This window comes from Micromonospora sp. NPDC023869 (assembly GCF_055559695.1).
Map to the genome: position 1 here is coordinate 25,929 of NZ_JBVHKD010000004.1, position 17,740 is coordinate 43,668.

General features: G+C 72.6%; 13 protein-coding genes. 8 read left to right on the top strand and 5 right to left on the bottom strand.

What is annotated here, in order from left to right:
- Positions 1-1,158 (top strand): DUF58 domain-containing protein, encoded by a 1,158-nt coding sequence (locus ACZ31C_RS13465; protein ID WP_465795514.1) that lies wholly within the window; start codon positions 1-3, stop codon positions 1,156-1,158.
- A gap of 41 nt (positions 1,159-1,199) precedes the next feature.
- Positions 1,200-3,515, top strand: coding sequence for a transglutaminase TgpA family protein (locus tag ACZ31C_RS13470; protein ID WP_465795937.1), 2,316 nt, complete (start codon positions 1,200-1,202; stop codon positions 3,513-3,515).
- A gap of 13 nt (positions 3,516-3,528) precedes the next feature.
- Here the strand turns inward: ACZ31C_RS13470 and ACZ31C_RS13475 are convergent, their stop codons facing one another.
- Both ACZ31C_RS13475 and ACZ31C_RS13480 read right to left on the bottom strand, forming a co-directional pair.
- Positions 3,529-4,329, bottom strand: a complete 801-nt coding sequence (locus tag ACZ31C_RS13475; protein ID WP_396749447.1) for an SDR family oxidoreductase — start codon at positions 4,327-4,329, stop codon at positions 3,529-3,531.
- Positions 4,326-5,309 (bottom strand): LLM class F420-dependent oxidoreductase, encoded by a 984-nt coding sequence (locus ACZ31C_RS13480; RefSeq protein WP_396749728.1) that lies wholly within the window; start codon positions 5,307-5,309, stop codon positions 4,326-4,328. Before ACZ31C_RS13480 ends, ACZ31C_RS13475 begins: the two co-directional genes overlap by 4 nt.
- A 24-nt stretch (positions 5,310-5,333) precedes the next feature.
- Here ACZ31C_RS13480 and ACZ31C_RS13485 point away from each other — a divergent pair, with 24 nt between their 5' ends.
- The 3 genes from ACZ31C_RS13485 to ACZ31C_RS13495 all read left to right on the top strand — a co-directional run bounded on the left by ACZ31C_RS13485 (position 5,334) and on the right by ACZ31C_RS13495 (position 8,248).
- The gene (locus ACZ31C_RS13485; protein ID WP_465795515.1) at positions 5,334-6,659 is read left to right on the top strand and encodes a low temperature requirement protein A; all 1,326 of its coding nucleotides are present in this window, start codon (positions 5,334-5,336) and stop codon (positions 6,657-6,659) included.
- 55 nt (positions 6,660-6,714) lie between these two features.
- A complete protein-coding gene (locus tag ACZ31C_RS13490) occupies positions 6,715-7,578 on the top strand; it encodes a DUF1028 domain-containing protein (protein ID WP_465795516.1) in 864 nt (287 codons plus the stop codon).
- Positions 7,579-7,855: 277 nt separating this feature from the next.
- A complete protein-coding gene (locus tag ACZ31C_RS13495) occupies positions 7,856-8,248 on the top strand; it encodes a hypothetical protein (protein ID WP_465795517.1) in 393 nt (130 codons plus the stop codon).
- 66 nt (positions 8,249-8,314) lie between these two features.
- Here the strand turns inward: ACZ31C_RS13495 and ACZ31C_RS13500 are convergent, their stop codons facing one another.
- Together ACZ31C_RS13500 and ACZ31C_RS13505 are read right to left on the bottom strand one after the other, a co-directional pair.
- A complete protein-coding gene (locus tag ACZ31C_RS13500; RefSeq protein WP_465795518.1) occupies positions 8,315-9,001 on the bottom strand; it encodes a maleylpyruvate isomerase N-terminal domain-containing protein in 687 nt (228 codons plus the stop codon).
- A 3-nt stretch (positions 9,002-9,004) separates the two neighbouring features.
- A complete protein-coding gene (locus ACZ31C_RS13505; RefSeq protein WP_465795519.1) occupies positions 9,005-9,886 on the bottom strand; it encodes a phosphatase PAP2 family protein in 882 nt (293 codons plus the stop codon).
- Between the two features lie 90 nt (positions 9,887-9,976).
- Here ACZ31C_RS13505 and ACZ31C_RS13510 point away from each other — a divergent pair, with 90 nt between their 5' ends.
- A complete protein-coding gene (locus tag ACZ31C_RS13510) occupies positions 9,977-10,696 on the top strand; it encodes a DUF3159 domain-containing protein (RefSeq protein WP_465795520.1) in 720 nt (239 codons plus the stop codon).
- Positions 10,697-10,980: 284 nt separating this feature from the next.
- On the opposite strand, the gene ACZ31C_RS13515 is transcribed toward ACZ31C_RS13510, so the two are convergent.
- Positions 10,981-13,884 (bottom strand): glycoside hydrolase family 48 protein, encoded by a 2,904-nt coding sequence (locus ACZ31C_RS13515; RefSeq protein ID WP_465795938.1) that lies wholly within the window; start codon positions 13,882-13,884, stop codon positions 10,981-10,983.
- Positions 13,885-14,847: 963 nt separating this feature from the next.
- Between ACZ31C_RS13515 and ACZ31C_RS13520 the strand changes: the two genes are divergently transcribed.
- Positions 14,848-16,338: a GH1 family beta-glucosidase gene (locus tag ACZ31C_RS13520; RefSeq protein ID WP_465795521.1), complete on the top strand. Its 1,491-nt coding sequence runs from the start codon at positions 14,848-14,850 to the stop codon at positions 16,336-16,338.
- A gap of 141 nt (positions 16,339-16,479) precedes the next feature.
- A complete protein-coding gene (locus tag ACZ31C_RS13525) occupies positions 16,480-17,715 on the top strand; it encodes an MFS transporter (RefSeq protein ID WP_465795522.1) in 1,236 nt (411 codons plus the stop codon).
- Positions 17,716-17,740 lie beyond the last annotated feature (25 nt).

Below are 17,740 nucleotides of genomic sequence, written 5' to 3' on the forward strand. Positions count from 1 at the left end.
GTGTGGATCACCGCCCGGGGAATCGGGCTGCTGGTGGCTGCGGTCGTGCTGGCCGGTGCCGGTTTCCGGTTCGCGTACCCGGAGTTGACGCTGCTCGGCGTGGCGGCGGGCGGCGCGGTCGCGGTCGCGACGGTGACCGCCGCGCGTCGGCCTCGCCTAGAGGTGCGGCGGGAGGCGGAACCGGATCGGGTGGGTCGGGGTGACCCGGCGGCGATGACGGTGACGGTCCGCAACGCGGGGCGGTGGGGGGCGGCGAACCTGCTGGCTACCGACCGCTGCGGTGACCGGGTGGTGCCGGTGCCGGTGCTACGGCTGCGTCCCGGGACGGACACCGTGGTCCGCTACGACGTGCCGACGGTGCGGCGGGGGGTGGTGCCGGTCGGACCGCTGCGGGTCACCCGCCGTGATCCGCTGGGTCTGGTGGTGCTGGCCCGCTCCTACGGCGACAGCGTGCCGGTCTGGGTGCACCCACGGATCCATCCGCTGTCGGCGGTGCCCACCGGCGCCGGGCGCAGCCTGGACGGACGCGTCGACGCCGTCCCGCACGGCTCGATCACCTTCGACTCGTTGCGGGAGTACGTGGTCGGCGACGAGTTGCGGCGGGTGCACTGGCGCACCAGCGCCCGGGTGGGTGAGCTGATGGTGCGGGAGAACGTGGACACCAGTCTGCCGCGGATCGTGGTGCTGGTGGACAACCGTCTCGCCGCTCATCCGGACCGGGTGGACGGGGTCGCCGAGTCGTTCGAGTCGGCGTGTGAGGCGGCGGCGTCGGTGGTGGCCGCCGCCGTCCGGGAGGACCTGCCGGCGGTACTGCTCTTCGTCGCCGCACCACCAGCGGAGCACGTCGAGGACAAGGGTGCGGTGGGGCCGCTGGACCGGTTGGCGGCGGTGTCACTCCACACCGAGGGCACGGTGCAGCAGGCGACGGCCCGACTGCGCCGCGACCGCCTCGGCGACACCCTGGTCGTCCTGACCGGCCCGGGTGGCCGCGAGGACCTGGGGCACGTCGGCGCGCTGCGTGGGGCGTACCCGTCGGTGGTGGTCGGGGTCTTCGGCGCGGCGGAGGCGACGCCGCCGGGCGCGGCCGGGCTGGTGGTCGTCGATGCGGCCGACGGCGCCGCGTTCGCCGCCGAGTGGGACGGGGTACGGCGGTGGTGAGCCGGCTGCGGGCGGTGCCGGTGCCGCTGGCCCTGGTCACCATGGTCACGCTGGCCGGGGTGGTGCTCGGCCGGGTGTACGCCGACACGCTGCTGACCCTGCTGGTGGCCGGTGCGGCGCTCGGCTCGGTGCTGGTCAGTGTGGTGGCGCGGCGGTTGCCGTCGTGGCTGGTGGCGCCGGTGTCGGTGCTGGCGATGGCCGGATACACCGCGTGGTGCCTGCACCTGTCGGCGGGCCGGGCACAGCTTCCGGGCGGTTTCGCGGAGATCGTCGGCGACGCCGCCCGCAACGCGATCCCCCGGTTGCTGACCGCGATGATCCCGGTGGAACCGACCCCGGACACGGTGCTGCTGCCGGTGGTGGCCGCGTGGCTGACCGGGCTGGCCGGGGCGGAGGTGGCGGTGCGGGCCGGGCGGGTGCTGCTGGGCTACCTGCCGCCGGTGCTGCTCTACGCCGGTGCCGTCTACGTGGTGGGGCCCAACGCCGCACCGGCGATCGGCGCGACGGTGGCGCTGGTGGCGGTCGCCGCGCTCGGACTGGCCGTCTCCGGCCGACCCCCCGGCTCCGACCCGGTGGCGGCACTGGCCCCGGAGGTACGCGCCCGGGTGCGACTCCGGTTGGCCGCCACCTCGGCGGCCGGAACCGCCGTGGTGGTGGCGATGGCGGCGGCGCTGGGCCCGGCGGTGGCGGCACTGGTGGACACCCGACCGGTGGACCCGCGACGGTACGTGGAGCCGCCGCAGGTGCAGACGTTGGACGAGAACCCGCTGATCCGCATCTCCGGCTGGGCACTCAACCCGGAGCAGCAGTTGTTCCAGGTGTCCACCGAGCGGCCCGACGCCACCGCGCCGCCGGAGGGGGTGCGGATCCGGTTGGCGGTGCTCAGCGACTACGACGGAGTCACCTGGCGCGTCGGCGCCACCTACCGCAACGCCGGACGGATCCTGCCCGCCCCCGACCCGTCCCCGAACACCACCGTGGACACCCTCCGACAGGACATCACCGTCGGTGAACTCAGTGGACGACTCCTACCCGCAGTCCCCACACCTGTCGAGGTGTCCGGAGCGCGGGTGGCGTACGACCCGGCCACCGGCACCCTGATCCGTCCCGACGGGCTCTCCCCCGGACTGCGGTACACGGTGACCTCGGCGCGGGAGCGCCCGGACGTGAACCTGCTGGCCACCGCGAACACACCGGCCGGTGACGAGGTGGCACGGGTGCTGCACGTCGCCGACGGAGTGCCGGACCAGCTGCGGCGGTTGGCCGCCCAGTTGGTGGAGGAGAACGGCGCCCCGTACGCGCGGGCGGCGGCGATCGAGCAGTGGCTCGCCGAGCACTATCGGCTGGTCGCTGACGCCCCCAGTGGTCACGCGTACCCGAATCTGGGGTTCTTCCTCTTCGGGCCGCGTAATGCCGGTGGGCAGCGCGGCACCTCGGAGCAGTTCGCCGCCTCCTTCGCGGTGCTGGGCCGGTTGGCGGGATTGCCGACGCGGGTGGTGGTCGGGTTCGCGGCACCCGGTGACGGGCCGGTGCGGGCCGCCGACGCGTACGCGTGGCCGGAGGTGTTGTTCGAGGGGTTGGGGTGGGTGTCGTTCGATCCGCTGCCCCGCCCCGACGAGGAGCCCCGTCCGGTGGAGGAGGATTTCCGGCCGCAGCCGGAGGATCCGCCGCCGTCGGAGCAGCCGGAGCCGACGCTGGAACCGACCGCCTCGCCCCCCGCGCAGGCAGCCCCGGGCGGCCCCGAGGACTCGGGTGGGGTGCCGAGGTCGGTGCTGGCCGCCGGCACCACTGGTGGGCTGCTGCTCGTGGTGGTGGGTGTGCTGGCCACGCTGGCGGTGTTGCGGCGGGCGCAGACCCGGGACCGGTTGTCGCGGGGTGACCCCGGGCAGCGGATCGTCGGCGCCTGGCGGGAGCTGACCGACGCGTTGCGGCTGGCCGGGCAGCCGGTGGCCGCCGACCTGTCCGCCAGCGAGGTCGCCGCGCGGGCCCGACAGGCCCTGACCGACACCAAACCCGGAACCGACACCGAACTCAGGGCCGACACTGCGCGCGGACCCGACACCGAACTCGGAGCCGACATCACACGCGGGTCCGACGACGGCACCGGGACGGCCGGGGCCACCGGCGTGACCGGGAACGTCGAGGGCGGGCAGGCGGATCCGGCCTGGGTCGCCGTCGACGACCTGGCGCGGCTGGTCAACCAGGTCGGCTTCGCTCCCGGCGCGGTCACCGAGGAGCAGGCCGATGTTGCCGCCGGAGCGGCCGGGACCTACACCAGACGACTACGGGCCGGGCGGTCCCGGTGGCGACGGCTGCTGTGGTCGGTGCACCCGGGGCCGCTGCGCTGGCGCCGGTGACCTTCGGACGGCGCTACCGGTCGGCGGCCCGCAGCCGGCGTACCAGTTTGCGCAGCCCGGACTGCCAGCCGTCGGGATCCTCGGCACGGCGGCGGGCGTAGTCGGCCACCTCGGGGTGCGGCAGGATCAGGAACCGCTCCTCGGCCATCCCGGCCACCGCCGCCGCGGCGACGTCGTCCGGGCTGAGCACCACACCGGAGGCCGCCGTCACCCGGGCACCCAAATGCCCGGCGGCCAGCCCGTCGGCCAGCATCGGCGTGTCCACACCCTGCGGGCACAGGGCACTGACCCGGATGCCCTGGTCGCGGTAGGTCACCGAGAGCCACTCGGCGAACCCGACGGCGGCGTGCTTGGTCACCGAGTACGGCGCGTCGCCGACCGCCGTCAGCAGCCCCGCCGCCGAGCAGGTGTGCAGCAGGTAGCCGCTGCCCCGGGCCACCATCGCCGGCAGCACCGCCCGGGCCGCGTAGACGTGCGCCAGCACGTTGACCTGCCAGGCCCGCTCCCACACGGCGGTGTCGACCTCCACTCCCCCGCCGGTGGTCACCCCGGCGTTGGCGCAGAACACGTCGATGCGGCCGTGGCGGCCCTGCACGTCGGCGACCAGGGCCCGCACCTGCTCCTCGTCGGTGACGTCGACGGTCACCGCGTACGCCTGCGGACCGACCGACGCCGCGACGGTGTCGGCGGCGGCCCCGTCGACGTCAGCCAACACCAGCGCTGCGGCACCCTCGGCGGCGAAGCGGCGGGCCAACGCCGCCCCGATCCCCCCGGCCGCGCCGGTGATCACCGCGACCCGGTCGGTGAGGTTCACGCCGCCTCCGCCCCCGCGTCGGGGCCGAGCCGGGCCACCAGCGTGGCCAGCGCCGCCGGATCGCCCGCGGGCACCTCCGGCGTGGGCAACAGCGCCAGCACCGGCACCTGCACCCCGGCCTCGGTGTAGCGGCGCACCTGGGCCCGGCACCGCTCGGGCGAGCCGTGCACGATCAACGCGTCGACCACCTCGTCCGGCACCGCCGCCAGCGCGCCACGTCGGTCCCCAGCCGCCCAGGCCCGCCACATGCCCTCCAACGCCTCCTCGCGGCCGAGCCAGCGGTGAAACGCCGCGTACGCGGGCACGGTCAGATAGCTGGTGATCATCCGCCGCCCCAGGGCACGGGCGTAGTCGACGTCCTCGGTCGGGCACACGAAGATCCGCGCGACCACGTCGAACTGCGGCCGCCGCTCACCCAGCTCGGCCACCGCCCGAGGCACGTCGGTGGCGGCCAGCCAGTTCAGGATCACCCCGTCGGCCTCGGCGGCGGCCAACCGCAACATACCCGGCCGCAGCGCGGCCAGCAGCAGCGGCGGCGGCACCAGCGGCGGCCGTTCCAGCGTGAAACGGCGGACGGCGAAGGTGTCGAAGTCCCCGTCGACGGTCTCCCCGCGCAACGCGGCCCGCAGGAACGCCAGCACATCCCGGGTCCGCCGCAGCGGCTCGGTGAACTCCACCGCGTTCCAGTCGGTGACCACCACCGGCGACGACGCGCCGATGCCGAGGGCGAACCGGCCGGGAGCGACGTCGGCGAGCGCGGCGGCGCTCATCGCCAGCAGGCCCGGCCCCCGGGTGAACACCGGCGCGATCGCGGTGCCCAGCCGCAGGCGGGGCTGCCACGCCGCGGCGAGGGCCAGCGGGGTGAACGCGTCGGCGCCGTTGACCTCGGCGGACCACACGTCGGTGAAACCGGCGTCGGCCAGGGCCGCGTACATCGCGGCGTGGTCGGCGAGCGGGATCGCGCCCAACGGCACCGTCATTGCCCATCGCGTCGTCATCGGTCGATGGTGCCCGCTCCCGCACCCGCCGAGCAAGATCTGGTCGGCTTCCCGGAATACCCCGCTGAGCTGCCCCGCACGGTGCTACGACAGCAGGATGAGCTGGACCGGCGTACGAGACGGCCGACCGTGACGCGTTTCGCCGGTCGGCTGGAACCGGTGTCCCAGCCGGGCCGGGCCACGTTCCTGGAACTCTTCTTCGACCTCGTCTTCGTCTTCGCCCTCACCCGCATCTCCGCCCGCACGTTCGAGGACCTGGCACTGGAACCCGGAGGCGCCTCCGGCTGGACCCCGGTGACCGGCGGGCTGAAGACCCTGCTGTTGCTGCTCGCGCTCTGGGCGCTGTGGCAGAACACCGCCTGGGCGACCAGCCGCTACGACCCATACCACGGCGGGGTGCAGCTGATCGTCATGATCGCCCTGGTCTGCAGCATGGTGATGGGCGTGGCCATCCCCCAGGCGATCACCGCAACCGGGCTGGCCTTCGCGGTCGCGTACGTGGTGGCGCAGGTCGCCCGCCCACTGATCCTGCTCGCCTACGGCACCCCCGAACGGGCCCTGAAGGCCCGCACCGCGATCACCTTCACCGCCTCCGGCGTGCTGTGGATCATCGGCGCGACACTGCCGGTGAACCTGCGGGTAATCCTCTGGACCAGCGCGCTGAGCCTGGAATACCTCTCCGGCCGGTACGGCTACCCCGTACCCGGGCTGGGCCGCTCCACGGTCTCCCGCTGGGACATCTCCAGCGAACACCTCGCCGAGCGCTACCAGCAGTTCTTCCTCATCGCCCTCGGCGAGACCGTGCTGGTCGCCGGCTTCTCCTACAGCGACGGCCCCTACCCACCGTCACAGACCGTGGCATTCGCGCTGGCACTGGCCACCTCGATCCTGCTGTGGCGCATCTACGTGCAGCGCGCCGGTCAGATCCTCGCCGAGGCGGTCGCCCACGCCCGGCAACCGGCCGGCATCGGCCGGTCGGCCGCCGACACCCACCTGGTCATGGTGATCGGGCTCACCGCCACCGCCGTCGGCTACGAACTAGCCATCCAACACCCGCTCTACCACCCCGAACCCGCCTGGATCGTCATGATCCTCGGCGGTCCGGTGGTGTTCCTGCTCGGCCGGGCCCGCTTCGAGTACGAGGTGTTCCACCGCGTCTCCGCACCCCGCTGGATCTCCGCGCTGCTGCTGACCGCCGCCGTACCGCTGGCCGTACACCACCCGCCGGTCTACTCGCAGGTGCTGGTCCTCGTGGTGCTCGGCGTGGTCGCACTCACCGACTCCCTGCGGGCCCGCAACAAGGCACCCGAACCAGCCGCACCACCCTTCTGACACCCCGGCGTCCGGCACCGGCAACACGGCCCTGACCAGCGCTAACCTGGCTGTCGTGACCTTCTCGCTCGTCGCCCGCTCCCCCGACGGCCGCACCCACGGCATCGTCGTGGCCAGCCGCTTCCTGGCCGCCGGCGCCCTCGTCCCGGCCGCCGAGGCCGACCTCGGCGCGATCGCCACCCAGGCCCACGTGAACCTCGCCTACCGCCCGCAGGGACTGGCCCTGCTCCGCACCGGCGTACCCGCCGCCCACGTCGTCGCCGGCCTCGTCGCCGCCGACCCGGAACGCGACCACCGGCAACTCGGTGTGGTCGCCGCCACCGGCCCCGGCGCCACCTGGACCGGCCCGCACTGCCGCGACTGGGCCGGTGGCCAGGCCGGCGACGGCTGGGCCGCCCAGGGCAACATCCTCACCGGGCCCGAGGTCATCGACGCCCTCCGCGACACCTGGCTCACCGGCACCGACCTACCCTTCGCGCACCGCCTGGTCGCCGCGCTGCGCGCCGGCCAAATCGCCGGCGGTGACCGACGCGGCCAGCAGAGCGCCGCCCTGCTCGTCGTCCGAGCAGGCAGCGGGTACGCCGGCACCGGCGACATCGCCATCGACCTGCGCGTCGACGACCACCCCGATCCGATCACCGAACTGGAACGCCTGCTCGCGCTGCACACCCGCATGTTCAGCCGCCCCGACCCGGCCACCCTGCTCACCCTGGCCGGTGCCCTCGCCGCCGAGGTGGCCGGACTCCTCACCGCGCTCGGGCACCCGGCCGACCCGACCGAGCCGGAGGACGCCCTGGTCGCCTGGGCCGGGATGGAGAACCTGGAGGAACGCCTCGTGCCCGGCCGCATCGACCCGGTCGTCCTGGCCCACCTGCGGACCGCCGTCCCGCACGTCCCGGCACCGCGCTCCCCCGCCTGACCGCGCCTCGCCTGGAACTTGTATCGACGCTCATTCTTCTGCCCAGGGCGGGTAGTCGAGGGGCACGACATCCACCCGCATGACACCCTTTTTCGGTAGAAGGTGTCCATGCAGAAGATCACGCTCGATCCTGGATCGAGTGGTTGCCGTCGCGCCAGGAGACCACTCGATCCAGGATCGAGCGTGATCTTGAAGGTGCGGAAGGGCCGTACTGACGATTCGGCGGTACGTCTATTCCTGCTGGCTCTCGCGCCGCTGCGCGTCAAGAATGGCGAGCGTGACCACCGATCTCCTTGCTGACGTGGCCGGGACGGTCGAGAGCACCAGTCGGGTCCGTATCTTCGACTCGGCCGGGCCGGGTGAACCCCATCGCAAACGGCGTGGTCGTCGTCCCGTCCTCGCCGACCAGCGTGACGCAGAGGCGCTGACTACCCTGCGGACGGCACTGGCAATACGGCCCGACACCGAGGTCATGGACTGGATGCAGTGGCCCGATCTCTGGCTCGAACTGCTCGGACCCGACGATGGGCGGTTGGCGCTGATCGGATATCTCCGCCCCGACTGGCTGAGGTGGGAATCCGACGGTGACCTTGAGCTGCGAGACCCGACGGCCTTCGCGCAGTGGTTGACCTACTGGGCTCCCGCAGCAGCGATGGCTACCGCCGGCTGACTCAGCACCTCGCGCCCTGATCCGAAAGGGAGACGACCCCACGCCATCTACGTAGACTGCATCTACCTAACTCTGGCCGAAGGAGAGCAGCCGCAGCCCCGCGTTGTCGAGCAGGGCCTGTTCGGCGGCGCTGCGCGGGCTGCGGCCGGTGGCCTTGGCGATCAGGGTCAGCCGGTCCCAGCTCAGCTCCGCCGGGACGTCCTGCCCGCCGGTGAGCAGGTCGGCGATCACCTGCGCGGCGGCGGGGGTCAGCCAGGCCGGTCGGTCCAGGGCGGCGGCCAGGTCCAGGCCGTGCACCCCGACCTCCAGCACCCGGGTACGCAGGAACTCGGTGACCGTCATCGCATCGCCGTGCCGGGTGCGCACCACCCGGTCCGGCGGGTACGCGTCCACGGCCGCCAGCGTGGTCCGCCAGGCGCGGTCGAACTCGGCGGCCAGCCGGGACGCGCTGTCGACGTCTGCGGAAGCCTGCGCGGAGGCGATCCGGTCAGCGTCGACATGTGGGGTGAACTTGGCCGCGCCGAAGTACTCGGCGGCGTCGACCCGGGCCTGGGCGGGTGCCGGTCCGGCGAGCATGTCGGCCAATCGGCCGACGCCGGTGTGCACGTGGGCCAGCAGTTGCGCCAGGTTCCAGGGCGGGCAGTCGGTGGGGCGGGTCAGGTCCGCGTCGTCGAGGGTGCTCAGCACCTCGCCCAGCCGGGTGCACTCGGCGGCGAAGGCGTCGCGGACCGGCTCGAACGAGTCAGGGGGCACGGGTCAGCCCTGGTGGCGGGGGACGATGCGGTGCACGGAGGCCAGTACCAGTGCCATCACGACCCCCATCGTGCCGACGATGCCGGCGGCGCTGCCGGCGTACCCGAGGAACAGGGGGCGGCGGCCGAGTGCCTGCGGGGGTGTGCCGCGGACGCCGATGAGCCACCAGAGGGCCAGGGCGCAACCGGCGATTACCAGGAGGCCGCCGACGCCGAGCAGGGTGGCGGTGAGCCGGTGCGCGTCGCCCGGTTCCACCTCGGCCTGTTCGCGTTGGGTGACCAGCAGCAGGAGTCCGGCCAGGGCCGCCCAGACGCCGACGACGAGGTACGCCGCCACGGCGTCGCTGGGGCGGTGCCAGCCGGCCGACAGGGTGGCGACTCCGGCGGCGGCGGCGTAGGTGGCGCCGATGACCGCGCCGAGGGCGCGGACCCGGGGTGGCAGCACCAGCACCAGAGCGACGGCCACGGAGGCAGCGACGGTGGTGTGGCCGCTGGGCAGGCTGTTGCCGACGAACGCGCGTTCGGGGTCGATTCCGTAGTCGGGGCGGGCCAGGCCGTACTTGAGCAGTTGGGTGCTGACGTTGGCGCCGGCGATCAGCGCGGTGGCGGCGACGGCGAGGGCGATCCGGCCTCGGATGAGGGCGATGAACCCGATGGTGATGGTGACCGCGAGTAGGGACACCACGGACATGGCGTTGAGGATGTGGTCGACGGGTTCCTGGATGTGGTCGCGGCCGATCCGGTTGCCGGTCAGCGCCACGGTGTCGATCCATTGGCCGAGGCCGGTGTAGAGGGCCAGGCGCCAGATGGCGATGAAGGCCGCCACCTGGATGAGGGCCAGGACGACGAGCCAGACCGCAGTCCCACCCCGGGGCGTCACACGCACCCGGACAACTTAGCGGCACGGTGGGGCCGGATGGCCGGTGGCCCGCCGATGTCGCGGGGATAGGTTGGGGCGCAGGTGAAGGAGGAGATGGTGACCGGTACGTCGGAACGCGACCCGGCGGCGGCGCAGCGGCCGGAGTCGTTGGCCGACCTGCTCGGCGGACGGCAGGGGGCGATCGACGCCACGGTGCCTCCGCTGGCCTTCACGCTGGGATGGTTGGTGGCCGGCCAGTCGGTGCGCGTGGGTGTCGCGGCGGCGCTGGTGGCCGGAGCGGTGGTGGCCGGGTGGCGGCTGCGGCGCGGCGACCGGCCCCGGTCGGTGGTGATCGGGTTGTTGGCCGTCTGTGTGGCCGCGCTGGTGGTGGTGCGTACCGGGCGGGCCGAGGACTTCTTCCTCGTGCAGTTGCTGGCCAACGTGGCCAGTGCCCTGGCGTGGGCGGCCAGCATCGTGCTGCGGTGGCCGCTGCTGGGTGTGGTGGTGGGTACGGCGTTGGGTCAGCGGGGGCGGTGGCGGCGTGATCCGGCGTTGCTGCGGGCGTACGGGCGGGCCAGTTGGGTCTGGACGGCGACCTACGTGGTGCGGCTGGCGGTGTTCGTGCCGCTGTACCTGAGCGGGCAGGTGTTGGGTCTGGCGGCGGCCCGGGTCGGGATGACGTGGCCGTTGGTGGCTGCGGCGTTGGCGGTGAGTTGGGCGGTGATCCGCCGGTCGCTGCCGGCCGGTCATCCGGGGGTGCGGCATCCGGTGGTGCCGGAGGCGGGCGCGGAAGCGGCGTCGAGCGCCGGGGCGGACGGTAAAGAGCCCGCACAATAAGGGAGAGGCCGCCACGGGGGGAGCGGCCTCTCCGGTGATGTACGTTACTCCGTCCCGGGCCGGTGTGTGATCCCGGGTCGGTCACATTTTTCCGCGATCTGCGTACCCGCCCCCGAAATCGGGGCGGTGGGGTGGGTCGACCGCTCCGCTGCGTCGGCCAGAGGGGCCGACCCACCCCGGCCTGACCGTGGGTGTCAGGCCGTCATTCGGCCGGTACCTGCCTCTACCCCCGAGGCCCGGCCGAAGCCTCCGGGTGGGTCACCGCCCACCCGGAGGAGTTTCGGTCAGCCGTTGGGGAACAACTTCCCGTAGTCGGCGTACGCCATGGCGATGTCCGCCTGTGCCCAGAACCGGTGGTAGCGGAACTCCGGCTCCGGCCCACCGTCCAGGTAGGCCTGGACCTTGGGCCACGCCGGGTCGTTCTTGTAGAACGACCGGATGTCCAGGAAGCTCTTGCCCGGGGCGATGGCGTCACCGTTGGGCATGCGGCCACTCCATCCCTGCGGGATGTAGAGGCCCTGTCCCGTGGAGGCGTCGTAGACGTCGTCGAAGCGGCGGTAGTCGCCCCGCTTCTCCACCGTCGAGACACCCTGCGCGTCGCTGTTGGCGTGCAGGGCGTCCAACAGACCCTTGGCGGTGGTCTTCGCCGCCTCGTTGCCCGACTTCGCCGCGTACGCGATCAGCGTGCGGGCGTAGGCGGCGGCGACGCCGACGTCCTGGCCCTTGACCGTCACCTCGACGTGCAGGTTGGTGTTCGGCTGCGGGTTGTTCGGGTTCCAGGTGGTCGGCTGTCCGCTCCAGGCCATGTCCGACGGGATGGACCAGTTGGCGCCCAGCGTGGTGTTGGCGATCGCCCACGGCACCCACTTGTCGAGCAGCGCCTTGGCCTTGGCGTTTCCGCTGACCAGGTACAGCTCGGCGATGCGCTGCATCGACCAGGCCTGCATGCCGAACCACTGGTTCGACGGCGGGTCGTTGTAGACCGGGTCGACGTCGTAGAACATGCCGTAGAAGGTGGACGTACCGGCCGGCGGCGTGCCGTAGTGCCCGCCCCAGCTGTTGGTCGCGCCACCGGCGATGCCGCCCTCGGCCGACTGGAGCCAGGTGTAGAACTCCAGTTGCCGGTTGAGGCTGTTGGTCCAGTCCGCCGCCGCCGTGGACGAGCGCGGCTTGAGTTCGTTGACGTTGGTCAGCGCCCACGCCGCGAACGGGTTCTGGTAGCCGAAGTGGCTGTGGCTGGAACCGATGCGCCACGACCAGTTCTGGCTGGTCTCGTACGCGCCGCCCCAGGCGTAGTACCAGGACAGCAGGTAGTGCGCGGAGTCGCGGCCGCTACCGGCGGGGCACTGGCTGGCCCCGACGCAGTTGCCGATCCGCTTGAAGTACTTGTCGAACATGGCGTACCGCAGGTAGTCGCCCATCTTGGCGGCCTTGGTCACGGTGGCCGCCACGTCGGCCTGCTTGTTCTGCTCCTTGGCCCAGGTCAGCGCCCAGTAGGCGGCCTGTACGGCACGGGCGTCGGCGTCCGGGGCGTTGGTGTACTTCCACTGCCGCGCCGGGGCGTTGGACTCCTTGACGAACAGGTCGAGGTAGCCGTACTGGCCGCCGTGGCGGAACGTGTCGCAGGACGGCTGCGGCACGGTCTCCCACACCGACTCCTGGGTGCCCCGCTGGAAGGTGTTGATGTACGCCGGCCGGGTGGTGCCGTCGCCGCAGCGCCCGAAGCCGTAGGTGTTGTCGACGTCGAGCAGCCAGTGCATGCCGTAGATGTCGCCGGTGCCGTAGGACTGCTGCAGCTCCGAGCGCAGCGGGTCGCGGCCCACCGGGACCGACGTCTCCAACTGCGACGGGTACTGGTTGGGCAGGTCGTGCTCGGCGGCGTAGCTGGCGTCACCGGCGGAGCCGGCGGTCGGCTGGTCGGCCGAGGACGGGATGATGTACTTCTCCATCACGGTCCAGGCGTTGTTGAACGGCGCCCAGTTCTGGGTCACCCGCCCGTAGTACGCCTCCAGCCACAGCCAGAAGCTGAATGCCTCGGAGGTGGTCTGGTGGCCGTGGTCCGGCGCCTCGACGATCAGCGTCTCGATCGAGTGGTACGGCACGCCCTCGGGGCTGAAGTAGCCCGAGTTCTTCATCTTGCCGTACTGGGCGAGGAACCGCTCCACGTACTCGCCGTCGCCGCCACCGGGCACGTCGTTGTCGATCTCGGTGGCGGTGATCGCCAGCGGCGCGTAGCCGGTGGCCGAGGCGGTGATGGTGGCGGTGCCGCCGACGGTGTCGGCGTCCTCCGCCGCCGCGACGGTCACGGTGACGCCGGTGCTCCAGTTGCTCGGAGTCAACGTGACCGTGGACGGGGTGACGCTGATGTCCGAGTCACCGGTGCGCGCCAGGCTCACCGCCACGTTCGAGGTGGGCGCCCGGTCCAACTTGAGGTTGAACGTCGAGGTGCCGCCCTCCGGCACGCTGACCGACGTCGGGGTGGCGACCAGCGCCGGCCCGGTGGCCGCGGTGACGGTGAAGGACCGCTCGGCCACCGCCGAGAGGTTGGCGTTGTCGTACGCCCGCGCCTGCACCGTGTACGCACCGGCCGGCAGGTCCTCCAGCGTGTATGCGTACGGGGCGGTGGTGTCGGTGTTGACCAGCAACCCGTTGCGGTAGAACTCGACCTTGGTGATGGTGCCGTCGGCGTCGCTGGCCGTGGCGGTCAGCGGCACGTCGGCCGGGGCCACGAACGGGCCGGCGGGCACCGACAGGCTCACCGTCGGCGGCTGCTGCGGCACGCCGCCGCAGGTGACCCCGTTGACCGAGAAGGACGTCGGCTTGGGGTTGCTGCCGCTGTAGGAGCCGTTGAAGCCGATGGTGGTGCTGGCGCCGGTGGCCAGGTTGCCGTTGTACGACTCGTTGACGGCGGTGACCTCGTTGCCGCTCTGGGTCCAGCGGGCCGACCAGCCCTGGGTGACGCGCTGGTTGCCGGGGAAGGCGAACTTCAGCGTCCAGCCGGTGATCGGGTCACCCAGATTCTTGACGGTGACGTTGGCGGTGAAGCCGTTGCTCCAGTCGTTCGTCGCGTAGACCACGTCGCAGGCCGGTGCGGCCTGTGCGGCGGCGGCGGGGACGGTCACCCCGCCGATCGCCAGCGCCGCGGCGGCGAGCCACGCCATGCGCCGACGTCTTGCCAGATTCTTCATCTGCGCGGTGTCTCCTCGGACCAGGCCGGGGACGGTGCCGCCCCGGCGCGACGCCACGCCGACAGGGTGTCCGCGAGGCGCCAAGTGGATGGTGGTCTCTCTGTCGGCACGAGGCCGGGAGCGGCGGGGGCGCCGTCGCACGACTGCTGCTCCCCGCTGCGATCAGGACGCCGTACCGGACAAGCCGGGCTGCCCTCGGCAACCTGCACTCACGCGTATCTGGCTCCACGCGGTCGATCGACAGTCTGCCATGGAAGCGCTCCCAGATCCAGCACAGGAACTTCCGGAAACACCGGCTTGTTTCGATCTCGTTTTGGGGCTTTCACAAAGCCGTGACGGGCGTTACAGTCGCAGCAACGTCGATGGGAGCGCTTCCATCGACAAGGTTCCAAAAAGAAGATCACCCGGGGCTGTGCCCACAGCGCCGGGGAGTAGACCAGAGGCCGACGGCGGGCCAGCCCGGACACCGCCGTCAGCCGCCGCCCCACCACAGTGGAGGGAGGTGGACCTCAAGCCACTCGCGTGGCCCGGCTCCCGCGCGACACGCACGACTGGGACGCCAAATCCGCCCGTGCGTGTACCGCAACACAGTGGGGACGGGGGTTGCCCTCCCCCGTCCCCACACTAAACCCCCGTTCACGATGGGAAAAGAGGCCGACGGGTCAGACGCGCGTCACACGCGCGCCCCGCAACGGCAGTCGACCCGCCCGCCGACCGTGCGACGCCCGCCGACCGCCCCGGGCGCGCCACCCCGGTACGCGCCCTGCGGAGCTCAGCGCACCCCGGTCCCGCCGACCCCGATGCCCGACCGGCAGCGCCATCTTTCCCACTCTCAGCCGTCCCCGCCGCCAAGGCAGCCCCGACCTGCGACGATCCGGCCCTTGGCGGGCACCGCCCACCCTTTACCCTGTATTGGGAGCGCTCCCGAGGGCTCAGGCGGTCAACCATCCACGAGGAGAACTCATGTCGATACTCACCCGGCGCGACCTGCTGCGCCACGCGGCGCTCTCGGCCACGGCCGTCACCCCCGCGGGCGCCGCCATCGGCACCACCGCCGCGGCCGCCGGCGCCGCGACCCTCGCCGGCTGCCAGCCCGGCGACACCGACCGCACCGCACCGGACACCAGCCCGGCGGTCCGGCTGCCCTTCCCACAGAACTTCGGCTGGGGCGCGGCCACCTCCGCCTACCAGATCGAGGGCGCCGCCAAGGAAGACGGCCGCGGCGAATCGGTCTGGGACACCTTCAGCCACGCCCCCGGGCGCATCCGCAACGGCGACACCGGAGACGTCGCCGCCGACCACTACCACCGCTACGCCGACGACCTCGATCTGATGCGCGACCTGGGGCTGCGCAGCTACCGGTTCTCCATCTCCTGGCCGCGCATCCAGCCCGACGGCACCGGCCCCGCCAACCAACGCGGCCTCGACTTCTATCGCCGCCTCGTCGACGGCCTGCACGAGCGGGGCATCTCCCCGATGGCCACCCTGTTTCACTGGGACCTGCCCCAGGCGTTGCAGAACACCGGCGGATGGGAGTCCCGCGATGTCGCCCAGCGCTTCGCCGACTACGCCGCCATCCTCTTCGACGCCCTCGGCGACCGCGTCCCGGTCTGGCTGACCATCAACGAACCCAAGACCGTCGTGCAGAACGGCTACCTCACCGGCCACCACGCCCCCGGCCTGCGCGACCCCGACGCCGCCTACCTGGTCGCCCACCACCTGCAGCTGGCCCACGGCCTCGCGGTCCGCGCACTCCGCGAGACCAGCAGCACCGGCCGCATCGGCCCGGCCTTCAACCTGCACCCCTGCTACCCCGCCGACGACTCCCCCGCCGCCGCCGAGGCCGCCCGCCTCTACGACGGTTACGAGAACCGCCTCTACCTCGACTCCGCCCTCAAGGGCAGCTACCCCGAGGACGTCCTGGCCGACCTCGGGCCGGACAGCCGCATGGTGCGCGGCATCCGCGATGGCGACCTGGAGATCATCTCCTCTCCCATCGACCTGCTCGCGGTGCAGTACTACACCCCGATCTACGTCACCGCCAACGGCGGCACCGTCAGCCGCTGGCCCACCTCCGAGGCGGAGTGGCAGCAGATCTACCCCGACGGCATGTACGACATCCTGACCCGGGTCACCCGCGACTACGGCCCCATCCCGCTCACCGTGACCGAGAACGGCCTGCCCACTCCCGACGTACTCGCCGCCGACGGCACCGTCGAGGACACCGGCCGGGTCACCTTCCTGCGCGACCACCTCGCCGCCGCCCACCGCGCCGTCACCGACGGCGTGCCGCTGGAGAGCTTCCACGTCTGGTCGCTGCTCGACAACTTCGAGTGGGCCGAGGGCTACGACCAGCGCTGGGGCCTGATCTACGTCGACTACGCCACCCAGCGCCGTGTGCTCAAGCGCAGCGCCCACTGGTACCGCCAGGTCATCGCCGACAACGCTCTCTGAGGTGTAAGGAGGGGTCCCCTGCTAACGCCTCACGCATAGCAGGGGACCCCTGCTAACCGCCCACCTCCGGCCGTGACCCGCACCGTTGCGGCAGCGACGCGGGACCACGCCCGCCACCGGCCCTGCACTAGGGTCGGCCACATGATCGATCGCGCCCCGTTAGGGCGGCCGTTCTGGACGTTCTGGAGCGCCGCCGCCCTGGCCAACCTGGGTGACGGCATCCGCGTCGCCGCGTTCCCGCTGCTCGCCGCGGCACTCACCGACGACCCGCTGGCCGTCGCCGCCGTCGCCGCCGCCCAGTTCCTGCCCTGGCTCGTCTCCGGGCTGCTCGCCGGCGCCCTCGCCGACCGCCGCAGCGCCCGCACCCTGCTCGCCGCCGCCGACACCGCCCGGGTCGTCGTGCTGGCCACCCTCGCCACCGCAGTGGCCCTGGGCTGGGCCACCATCGCCCTGGTCGTCGCCGCCGCTTTCCTGCTCGGCATCGGCGAGACCCTCCGCGACACCGCCGCCCAGACCGCCGTACCCCGGCTCGTCGCCGACGCCCAGCTAGAGAAGGCCAACGGGCGGCTCGTGGCCGGGGAGATCGTCGGCAACGAGTTCGTCGGTCCCCCGGTGGGCGCGATGCTGTTCGTCGTCGGCGCGGCCATCCCCTTCGCCGTCAACGGCGCCACCCTCGCCCTGGCCGTGATGCTCGTGCTATCCCTGCCGCTGACCCTGGCCCACCGAGCCACCAGCGCGTCCACCACCGACGAGACGTCGAACGCCGAGGGCGACGGCGTCCTGGCCGGCCTGCGGTGGCTGATCCGCCAGCCGATGCTGCGTACCCTGGTGCTGGTCACCGCCGCCGTGGCCGCCGCCGACACCGCCTGGTTCGCGATCTTCGTGCTCTACGCCCGCGACGCCCTCGGCCTCGGCGCGTTCGGCTTCGGCCTGCTGCTGGCCACCGGTGCCGCAGGGGGCCTGATCGGCTCGTTCGCCGCTGACCGGCTGGTCGCCCGCTTCCGTCACCGCCACGTGCTCACCTGGTCGATGGCCGTCACCGCCGGTGCCCCGGTGTTGCTGGCCGTCACCCCGCACCGCGCCGCCGCCGTGGTCGTGGTGGTCACCACCAGCGCGGCGTTCGCCGTGCTCAACGTGGCCGCCCTGTCCGTCCGGCAACGACTCGTGCCCGGCGGCCTACTCGGCCGGGTGATCGCCGCCTCCCGCATGGTCACCTACAGCTGCACCGCGCTGGGCGCACTGGCCGGCGGCGCGCTCGCCGCCGGCGCCGGCATCGAGGCACCGTTCGTGTTCAGCGGGGTCATCGCCGTCGCCGCCACCGTCGCCTGGTGGCTCGCCTCCCGACGCGGCACCCCCGGCGCCCTCGGCCTGCGGTAGGCCGAGGACACCGCATCCGGGACGT

What these genes read in the sequence shown, in the direction of transcription:
- ACZ31C_RS13480 (WP_396749728.1), bottom strand. Translation starts at nt 5,309, where the DNA reads ATGACGGTGCCGTTGGGCGCGATCCCGCTCGCCGACCACGCCGCGATG.
- ACZ31C_RS13525 (WP_465795522.1), top strand. Translation starts at nt 16,480, where the DNA reads ATGATCGATCGCGCCCCGTTAGGGCGGCCGTTCTGGACGTTCTGGAGC.
- ACZ31C_RS13470 (WP_465795937.1), top strand. Translation starts at nt 1,200, where the DNA reads ATGGTCACGCTGGCCGGGGTGGTGCTCGGCCGGGTGTACGCCGACACG.
- ACZ31C_RS13515 (WP_465795938.1), bottom strand. Translation starts at nt 13,884, where the DNA reads ATGAAGAATCTGGCAAGACGTCGGCGCATGGCGTGGCTCGCCGCCGCG.
- ACZ31C_RS13485 (WP_465795515.1), top strand. Translation starts at nt 5,334, where the DNA reads ATGGTGCCCGCTCCCGCACCCGCCGAGCAAGATCTGGTCGGCTTCCCG.
- ACZ31C_RS13520 (WP_465795521.1), top strand. Translation starts at nt 14,848, where the DNA reads ATGTCGATACTCACCCGGCGCGACCTGCTGCGCCACGCGGCGCTCTCG.